We start from the raw sequence: 8,525 nt of genomic DNA on the forward strand, positions 1-8,525 counted from the left end.
CGCTTCTCCTCGACCGGCCGGGCCCGCAGGGTCGTGGCGGCAAGGGTCAGGCGTTTCATCAGGACGGGCGCGAAATTCACCTCTGCCGTGAAGCCGTTCATATAGGCGATATTGATGATCCGGCCATCCGGGCGGGAAACCGAGATATTCTTCTGGATGTAATCCCCGCCCACCATGTCGAGCGTGACGTCAACACCGCCATCTTCCTTGACCACTTTCTCGAAATCTTCGGTTTTGTAATTGATCGCGCGATCTGCGCCGAGCTCTCTGGAGAGCGCGCATTTGTCGTCTGATCCGGCGGTTGCGTAGATTTTTGATGCGCCAGCGATCCTGGTCATTTGCAGCGCCATGACGCCGATCCCGCTGGTTCCGCCATGACACAGGAAGGCTTCACCCTTCTGGAAGTGAACCCGGTCGAATACGTTCGCCCACACCGTCATCAGCGCTTCCGGGAAGCAGGCAGCATTTACCATGTCCATGCCGTCTGGAACGGGGAAAAGCGAGCCTTCGTCGACCGCCGCAAACTCGGCATAGCCACCCCCGGCGAGAAGGCCCGCAACCCGGTCGCCGGTGTTGAATCGGCTGGTGCCATCTGACGTTTCCACAACAGTGCCGGAAATTTCCAGACCCATGATGGGGGAGGCGCCGGGGGGCGGCGGATAGGCGCCGCGGCGCTGAACCAGATCTGCCCGATTGAGACCCGAAGCGGCCACTTTGACCAGCACTTCACCCGGCTTCAGGTTTGGTTTCTCAAAATCGCCGAGCTTGAGCGGCGCGCCCTCTTCAACCAGGACGGCTTTCATCATTTCTGTTGCCATGTCGCTTGTGTTTTCCCTTCTGACTCCAGAGTCGCATCTAGGCAGCGTTTCTGCTTTGATAAGGGCTGTAACACGAATTGAAGGGTGACCCCCATGGCCGCATCTGATGAAGAGCCAATTCTAGTCAACACACCACAGACGCTGGAGCAGATGTCGGTGCAGGAATTGCATGAACGTATAGAAGTGCTCCAGGCAGGCATCGCAGCCTGCGAAGCGGAGATCGAGAAGAAGAAGTCGCAGAAATCTGCGGCGGATGCCCTGTTCGGGGGCGGCAATTAAGCGGGTGGAAAGGCTGGATTGATAAAGTCCAAATTTCCACCCCCGCGTATAGAGGTATCATTCATGGCGGCAGACACGTCACCAGACGATCAGCTCGACATCCAGGACGGGTTTACCGGCGGCAAGCTGTTTGACACGGTTTTTGCGCGCGGCATGGCACTCGTTGAAGAAACGGCCTCCTATCTGGACGGTCCGGGTCGCGAGGCTGCGACGACCTTGCCCCGTGAAGCTGGCCTCACCTATTCGGCCTGGAGCATGGAACTGACGACGCGCCTGATGCAGGCGGCGAGTTGGCTGGTGATGCAGAAAGCTGTGCGCGATGGCGAAATGCGTCGCGACGAGGCTGCGGCTCGCAAGTACCGAATCCGCCGCGAAGAGCCGGCCCTGGACGCGGCGGCACAGCAAGGTCTGGGCTTGCCGACGCGGTTCCTGGATCTGGTTGCGCGGTCGGAAGCCTTGTTCGAGCAGATTTGCAGACTGGATGACGCGCTCTATGGCCAGTCCCGCAAACCGATGGCCGCCAATCCCGTGATCGATCAGATCAGCCAATTGCAACGGGCTGCCGAAACCGGCGCGTTTGACCCGTTGATGGTGTGGCACCGCGCCAAATAAAGGCGCACCTTTTCCAATCAGGCTTCTTCGACCCGGTCGGTGGCTGATCCGATCAGCTGGCCGCCCCGGCTGAGTTCCGCGCCCTTGAGGCGGAACCTCATCGGTCGACGATAGAGCGCCTTGAGCGGGGTCCGACGCACGAGCCGGTGAAACGCCAATGACAAGGCGATCGCGATCAGGCCAATCGCCAGGCTGGTAAGGCCGGGCTCTGGCAGGAGGCCACTCCGGACCAGCAGGGTTTGCGCGGCCGTCATGGGCAGGAAATAGGTCAGATAGATCACGAACTGCGCCCGCCCGATATATTGCATGGCCGCGCCATGCCGCGTGTTGGCCAAGCGTGTCGCCAGGGCGATCAGGGCAAACGCGCCAGCAAAGCCGAGCACCAGGCTGATAATGGGCAATGTGGCCGTACCCTGCGCGACCAGGACCGTGTTGATGGCGGCCCAGATGATCAGTGCGACCGGTACATCCGAGAAGCCCTCGGACAAGCGGGCTGCAAACCGGCGGAACAGGATTGCTCCGTGATAGCCTGCGAAGAAGAAGACGAAATACTGCGCGAAAGTATCAATTACGAGCCAACCCGTCTGGATCATGCCGGCCGCATGCGCCGTCTGGAGCAGGGCGGCCACAAGCAGGACTTTCGTCGGTGCGCTACGGCGTGCGAGCCATGTGGTGAGATGAAACAGCGCCAGCATGGGCAGGATCCAAAGCCCCGATGTGGGCTGTGCCAGACCGCTCAGCATTGCGCTCGCAATGACAAGCGGGTTTGACGTGACGTGCGGTGCGTAGAGGATGACGGTCTGGATGATCAGCCAAACGACGTAGAAATAGACGAATCGGAGCACTTTTCGATCGAGAAACGTCGATTTCGATCCGAATAGCGTACGGGGAAGGAACAAGCCGGACATGATGAACAGCGTCGGCAGGATGATGGGAGCTGCCCAGGCGGCGGCAAAGTGCATCCAGTTGGACTGGCCCGTCATGGCGACATACCCGTAGACAGACTGCGCCAGGACCAACCCGATAATGCAAACGCCCTTGGCGTAATCGACCCAATTGATGCGTGTAACAGACATGCAATGCCCCCGAAAACTTCAGGAGCAGCTCTGCAAATTTCACGCCATACGCGAAATCAGCTCGCGGCGTACACTTTCAGGAAGTTTGCGGACTGGGCACTACAAAAGCCCTCCCGCACAGGTGCGCGCATGATCAGAATACGGTGCCAGAGAGGCCCCAGCATTTCTTCAATCGCTTCATCAAGATCGAAATCACGTCGAATCACGCGTTTTCCGGCCAATTCGGCGAGGAGCATGCGCATGGGCATACGAATGTCGCGGTTCATCCAGGCGCGCCACAATTCGCCAGCATCCTTGTCGTCAGCAGCGGCCGTCAAGGCGACCCGCAGAACCGCGTGCCCGGCTCCGGTACGTGCGGCGGCCTCCAATGGCACGATGAGCGTGGTAATCCGTTCTTGCGGATCGCGCCCGCCATCCGGGCTGTCGGGGATCAGGGCCAAAGCCGCATCGACACACATCGCGCCGATTGACGGCCACCATTTGTAGATGGTCTGTTTGGATGCGCTGGCACGTTTGGCGACGCCATCTACGCTGAAGCCGCGCCAGCCATTCTCCGCCATCTCTATGCGTGTTGCGTCCAGAATGGCGGCCTTGGACGCTTCACTGCGCGTCGGCCCCTTCCGGGAAGACTTGCTGGTCTCCGAGGGCGTGGGCATGAACAACTCCAGTTTCTTGAATGCTGCGCTGCACTAGGTACAGCTTTTGTCAGCCAAGCATAAGGGTGAAGTAGTAAACAAACTCCCGTTTCCGCTTGCCGCGACTGCAATATGCACTAGTCAGTGCTACAGAGAAACAGGAGTTGTTGGCATGAATACGGTCGAGGATCTGCTGCAAGGGTATCGCAGCTTCCGGAAGGGAATCTACTCAAAACAGGCTGCATTGTATCGGGAACTGGGCGAAGGCCAGAATCCGCGCATCATGCTGATTGCCTGCGCCGACAGCCGGGCCGAGCCTTCGGACATTTTCAATGCTGCGCCGGGCCAATTGTTCGTCGTCCGTAACGTTGCCAATCTCGTGCCGCCCTATCAGCCGGATGACGGCCTGCACGGCGTGAGCGCCGCCCTCGAATATGCGGTCAACGTGTTGAAGATAGAGCACATCGTGGTGATGGGACATGGCGGATGCGGCGGTGTCGCGGCCTCTTTGGCCGGGGAAGGCACACCGGAAATCGGCGAGTTCGTGACGCCTTGGGTACGCTTGCTGGAAGCGGCACGCGCGCGCGTTGTGGAAAGCGGATCGATCAATCCGCAATTTGCCCTCGAATTGGAAGGTGTGGAAACGTCTCTCGGAAACCTGATGTCGTTTCCATTCGTGAAGCGGGCGGTCGAGGCGGGCGAGTTGGAACTGCACGGCGCCTGGTTTGCGATCAAGCATGGCGAACTGCACTGGCGGAACCCGAAAACCAGCCGGTTTGAGGTGATCGAGCCCTGATTCGCCCCGGAGTGGCGGTCAGTTTCCACTGGTCATAAGCGCTGCGAACAGAGCCGATACCAGCATGGCGGACGCGGCTAGGCGATTGAACCATTTCGTGAAGACGGGCGACTGGAACCGGCGGTTCATGGCGTCTGCAAGCCAAGCATAGAAGGCGAGGCCGAACATTTCGGTGATGGTCACGGTCAGCATGATCAGCAAGGCTTGCTGGACGACCGGCTTGTCCGGATCGAAATAGCTTGGCAGCAACAGGCCGAAGAAGACGAGCGCATTCGGGTTGAGCAATTGCAGGCCAACGCCGCGACCAAACAAATTGGACTTCGCAGGCGCCTGATCTGCGCGGGCGCGAGGCCGGTGCGGGTCTGCGGTGGCCATTGTCCAGGCCAACCAGGCAATGAAGCAGATGCCGGCAATCTTCAGGCCCATCAGCACGAGCGGGGCCTGCGCCGCAAAGGTGGCGATGCCGGTTGCGGCGAGGGAAATCCAGACAAGATTGGCGGCGGATACACCTGCGGCAGGGACCAGCGCGGTCGGCGCGCCATAGCGCAAGGATGCGCTCATCACCATCATGACGGCCGGGCCGGGGGTCAGGCCGCCAGCGAAGAACAGCGCCATCAGCGCGAGCCAGACTGACAGGTCCATTCAGCGCGCCTCCAGCGCGGAAAGGGGAATTCGGGTCAGTTCGACGTTTTCCTTGTTTGCGGTGTAGGCAATGAAGAGGAAGTCGCCTGCGACCCAGCTTTTCGGATAATGATAGCCCGGCCGCTTGTAGAGGCCCTCGGTGCGCAGGGGCTGCAGGTCATCGGCGCCGCGCAGGAGAAAGGCGCGGTCGAACACGTGGCCATCTTCTGACAGCGACAGGACGAGGGGAATGCGCAGTTTGTCGCCTTTTGGCGCGTGAACGAGAAAGGCGGTGCCACCGGGTAAATTGCCCGCGCTTTGCTTCGTGCGTGCATCAGGCATGGCAGTCAGCTGCGGACGACTCCAGCTTTCGCCACGGTCGCAGCTTTCCGATGCAAGCTGGCGAAAGCTCGACGCCTGATCGCGGAAGACCATGACAAGACAGTCGCCGCGTTGAAACAGGCTGGGTTCCAGCTCCCGGCTCATGGGCGGGTCAGAGGGAAGGTTCTCGAACGCGCCAGCCTGCCATCCCGTCAATCCGAGCGGGTCGTCGGTGTAGAAGGGGCGCGCCCGGATACCGGGGCGCACATGGAAGGCGGTGTGAAGGCGGCCGTCATACAGGTGCGGATCCTGCTCGATCACGCCATTCACCGGCATTCCGTCTGCGCCGAGCACGGGGCGGGGCTCGGACCAGGTTTCGCCGTCATGGCTGAGGCGATAGGCGGTGTAGCCGCCGGTGCGTTTGTGGAAGCCTTCCGGCCAGACATTGATGAAGGCGATGAGCGTTTCGCCATCAGTCCACCAGCCGCCGCTGGAGCGGATCTCCTCGCCATCAGACGGTGTGGTCAGGGGACGCGGCGCGCTCCATTGATCGCCATTGTCGTCGCTGACTGAATAGGCAACCCATGTGTCCGGGGCGTCTTCATCGCGGGCCGAGCTTTGCCATTGAACGAAGACGCGGCCCTTGAAGGAGATGGGCACGGCACCGTTGCTGAACTGGTCCGTGCCGGGGCCGGGCCGAAATACGGTGATGGCCTTCGCGCCGGGCAGGGGCGAGAGGCCGAGATCGGGCGCTGAGGCGTCATACAGATCGGCCGCCGGTGCATGCAGCGCCGACGGCCGGTCTTGCAATTGGGTGCAAGCAAAAAGCGGCAGGATCAGGCAAAGTGCGAACAGGCGTTCAAACATTTGCATCCCGCCGCTGCGATCAGGCGCCTTCTGCCTGGCCGCGCTTGACGGCGGCTTCGATCAGTTCGCGGGCTTTCTCGATGCCGTACCAGCCTTCGATCCGGGTCCACTTGCCTTTTTCGAGGTCCTTATAGTGCTCGAAGAAGTGGGCGGTCTTGTCGATCAGGGTCTGCGGCAGATCGTGATAGGTCGCGATCTTGTCGTAGTATGACGTCAGCTTGTTGTGCGGCACGGCGAGGATCTTCTCGTCCGGGCCCTTGTCGTCGGTCATCATCAGAACGCCGACGGGACGGGCGCGCACGACCGAGCCCGGCACCAGTGGACGATTGCCGACAACCATCACGTCGATCGGGTCGCCGTCGAGGCTGAGTGTGTGCGGCACGAAGCCGTAATTACAGGGATAGCGCATCTCGGTGTAGAGATAGCGGTCCACGAACATCGCGCCGGAATCCTTGTCGATCTCGTATTTGATCGGGTCGCCGCCGAGCGGGACCTCGATGAGCACATTGATGTCGTCTGGCGGATTGTCGCCGGTTTTGATTTTGGAAAGGTCCATAAGACGGCTCGCATCTGGCTGGAAGGTTGAAACACGGTGTGGGGTGGCGATGACGCCTGAAACAGATTGCGTCAAGAGTGGCAGTGACGCGGGAGGGTTAATGCAGCTTTTGTGCCCGAATGCTTCCCACTCGCCCAAATGGGGTTACTCTGCCGTCTGGGAGGTACACCAAATGCATTCAACACTTATTCTTTGTAGCGCGGCGCTGGTCATTCTGACCCTGTTGCTGGGCTTTTGGGTTTCGATCACGCGGGGGCGCACCAAGACCATCGCCTATGGCGCAGCGACAGATCCGACGGGGCCGATGATGAAAGCCGAGCGGGCGCATGGAAATGCCGCTGAATATACTGCGCTTCTGGTCGGGCTTTTTGTCATCACCGGCTTTGCCTATGCGGGGCGCGACCTTGGAATCGCCGTGACGAGCCTTGTTGTGGCGATCACCCTGTCTCGTTTTCTGCATGCGCTTGGCTGCCTGGTCTGTGCAACGCTGGAAAAGCCGCATCCGCTTAAAGTCCTGGGTGCGCTCGTCACCTATGTTGGCGGACTGGCGCTGGCGATCATGGTGATTGGAAAAGTGCTTTAGGCGCCCGTCAGTCGCGCTTCAGGGCGTAATTGAAACTGATCGAGAGTCGCGGTTCCTCGCCCATATTGGCGGGGACTTCATGGCGCAGCCAGCTTTCCCACAGGATGGCGTGGCCGACTTCGGGCTCAAGATAGACAAAGCGGCGGCGGTCTTCTGGCGCGTCATCGCGCATTTGCGGCGCGGCCATCATGCGCGACAGGCGCGGGTCTTCCAGTTTCAGCCGAGACGCGCCGTCTGGCGTGGAGACGTAATAGGTTCCTGAAATCACGCTGCCGGGGTGGATATGATTGGAGTGGCCAAAGCCGGGCTCCAGAATGTTCACCCAGATCGCGTCGAGTTCCAGGGTGAAGCCCTCCATGTCCCAGTCGAGTTCCGTCGCAAAGTCAGTCGCGACGGTATCGAGCAAGGCTTTCAGCTCCGCAAATTCCGGGAACCGGTCCGGCAAGTCGTCGAGAGATGCGTAGGATGTGTACCCGCCATAGCCTTCGGTCTCGCACCACGCATTCCCGGCGGCGTCATCCTCGGCCAGCACCCAGCAGACATGTTCGAGCCGTGTCGCCAGATCGCTATCGCCGACGGGCTGGGTCCGCACCAAAGTGGGGAAGAGGGTCTTTGTGGTCATGGGCCGCTCTTTAGGCGGAGCAAGGCGCAAAAGAAAGAGCCCGCCACCTTCTGCAAGGTCGCGGGCTCATCTGCAGAACTTGGCCGCTCTATTCGGCAGGCTTGACGAATTTCAGCGTCATGCGGTCGCTTTCGCCGATTTCGGCATAGGCAGCAGCGTAAAAACCGTCCGGAGTGTTGCCTTCCCGGTCCTGCGTGGCGTTGACCGGGGCCAACGTCCAGACCCCAAACGGGTGATCCGCAGTATCGGCCGGATTGGCATTGATTTCGCTGGCTTCGACAAACTCGAACCCGGCCGCTTCGGCGAGGGATTTGACATAATCCTCATGGACGTAACCCGAAGAGGCCGTCGGGTCCTGTGTGGCCGTTGAAGGCAGGCGATGTTCGACCACGCCCAACACGCCGCCGGGCTTCAGAGCGGCATAGGCGTCCGTGAAAAATTTCTCGGTGTATCCGCCGCTCATCCAATTGTGGAGGTTGCGGAAGGTCAGTACGACATCGGCTGTCCCGGCCTCGGTCAGCGGGCCACTCTCGGCCGAAAAGGCGCTGTATTCGATGGTGCCGAATTTCGGGTCGTCATAATTCGCCTGGAATTCTGCAAGGCGCTCGGCGATTCGGGCGCGACGGTCTTCATCGCCAATATTCGGGTCGAAATAGGCTGCGACCAGTGTGCCACCGCCACTGGCAAGATAGGGCGCGATGACATTTGTGTACCAGCCGCCGCCGCTTTGTCTATCTTG

12 protein-coding genes are annotated in these 8,525 nt (G+C 60.4%); 4 read left to right on the forward strand and 8 right to left on the reverse strand.

The features are described from left to right. Positions 1–818, reverse strand: an 818-nt coding sequence (locus B4F73_RS15840) for an NAD(P)H-quinone oxidoreductase (RefSeq protein WP_290483746.1), incomplete at its 3' end; no start/stop codon positions are given. Positions 819–911: 93 nt separating this feature from the next. On the opposite strand from B4F73_RS15840, the gene B4F73_RS15845 reads away from it, so the two are divergent. Together B4F73_RS15845 and B4F73_RS15850 are read left to right on the forward strand one after the other, a co-directional pair. After that, positions 912–1,097 (forward strand): DUF1192 domain-containing protein, encoded by a 186-nt coding sequence (locus tag B4F73_RS15845; protein ID WP_034817216.1) that lies wholly within the window; start codon positions 912–914, stop codon positions 1,095–1,097. A 63-nt stretch (positions 1,098–1,160) separates the two neighbouring features. Then, positions 1,161–1,709 (forward strand): DUF1465 family protein, encoded by a 549-nt coding sequence (locus tag B4F73_RS15850; RefSeq protein WP_206991780.1) that lies wholly within the window; start codon positions 1,161–1,163, stop codon positions 1,707–1,709. A gap of 17 nt (positions 1,710–1,726) precedes the next feature. Here B4F73_RS15850 and B4F73_RS15855 read toward each other — a convergent pair whose 3' ends face one another. Next, positions 1,727–2,785: an acyltransferase family protein gene (locus B4F73_RS15855; RefSeq protein WP_290483747.1), complete on the reverse strand. Its 1,059-nt coding sequence runs from the start codon at positions 2,783–2,785 to the stop codon at positions 1,727–1,729. Positions 2,786–2,841: 56 nt separating this feature from the next. After that, positions 2,842–3,441 (reverse strand): TetR/AcrR family transcriptional regulator, encoded by a 600-nt coding sequence (locus B4F73_RS15860; protein ID WP_290480313.1) that lies wholly within the window; start codon positions 3,439–3,441, stop codon positions 2,842–2,844. 151 nt (positions 3,442–3,592) lie between these two features. Between B4F73_RS15860 and B4F73_RS15865 the strand changes: the two genes are divergently transcribed. Beyond that, positions 3,593–4,216 (forward strand): carbonic anhydrase, encoded by a 624-nt coding sequence (locus B4F73_RS15865; protein ID WP_290483748.1) that lies wholly within the window; start codon positions 3,593–3,595, stop codon positions 4,214–4,216. Positions 4,217–4,234: 18 nt separating this feature from the next. Here B4F73_RS15865 and B4F73_RS15870 read toward each other — a convergent pair whose 3' ends face one another. From B4F73_RS15870 to ppa, 3 genes are read right to left on the reverse strand one after another with little or no spacing between them, the layout of a single operon-like run. Then, positions 4,235–4,858 (reverse strand): LysE family translocator, encoded by a 624-nt coding sequence (locus B4F73_RS15870; protein WP_290483749.1) that lies wholly within the window; start codon positions 4,856–4,858, stop codon positions 4,235–4,237. Continuing rightward, complete coding sequence (locus B4F73_RS15875; RefSeq protein WP_290483750.1) at positions 4,859–6,025, reverse strand: sialidase family protein; 1,167 nt, start codon at positions 6,023–6,025, stop codon at positions 4,859–4,861. Between the two features lie 19 nt (positions 6,026–6,044). Beyond that, on the reverse strand, positions 6,045–6,581 hold the full coding sequence (ppa, locus tag B4F73_RS15880) for an inorganic diphosphatase (RefSeq protein WP_034817227.1): 537 nt from the start codon (positions 6,579–6,581) through the stop codon (positions 6,045–6,047). A 172-nt stretch (positions 6,582–6,753) separates the two neighbouring features. Between ppa and B4F73_RS15885 the strand changes: the two genes are divergently transcribed. Beyond that, positions 6,754–7,164, forward strand: coding sequence for an MAPEG family protein (locus tag B4F73_RS15885; protein ID WP_206991785.1), 411 nt, complete (start codon positions 6,754–6,756; stop codon positions 7,162–7,164). Positions 7,165–7,171: 7 nt separating this feature from the next. Here the strand turns inward: B4F73_RS15885 and B4F73_RS15890 are convergent, their stop codons facing one another. Both B4F73_RS15890 and B4F73_RS15895 read right to left on the reverse strand, forming a co-directional pair. Continuing rightward, entirely contained in the window at positions 7,172–7,786 is a 615-nt protein-coding gene (locus tag B4F73_RS15890; RefSeq protein WP_290480316.1) for a TIGR02466 family protein, read from the reverse strand. Positions 7,787–7,874: 88 nt separating this feature from the next. Next, positions 7,875–8,525, reverse strand: a 651-nt coding sequence (locus tag B4F73_RS15895; protein WP_290483751.1) for a class I SAM-dependent methyltransferase, incomplete at its 5' end; no start/stop codon positions are given.

Source organism: Hyphomonas sp. UBA3601, from assembly GCF_002375605.1.
Classification (GTDB): domain Bacteria; phylum Pseudomonadota; class Alphaproteobacteria; order Caulobacterales; family Hyphomonadaceae; genus Hyphomonas.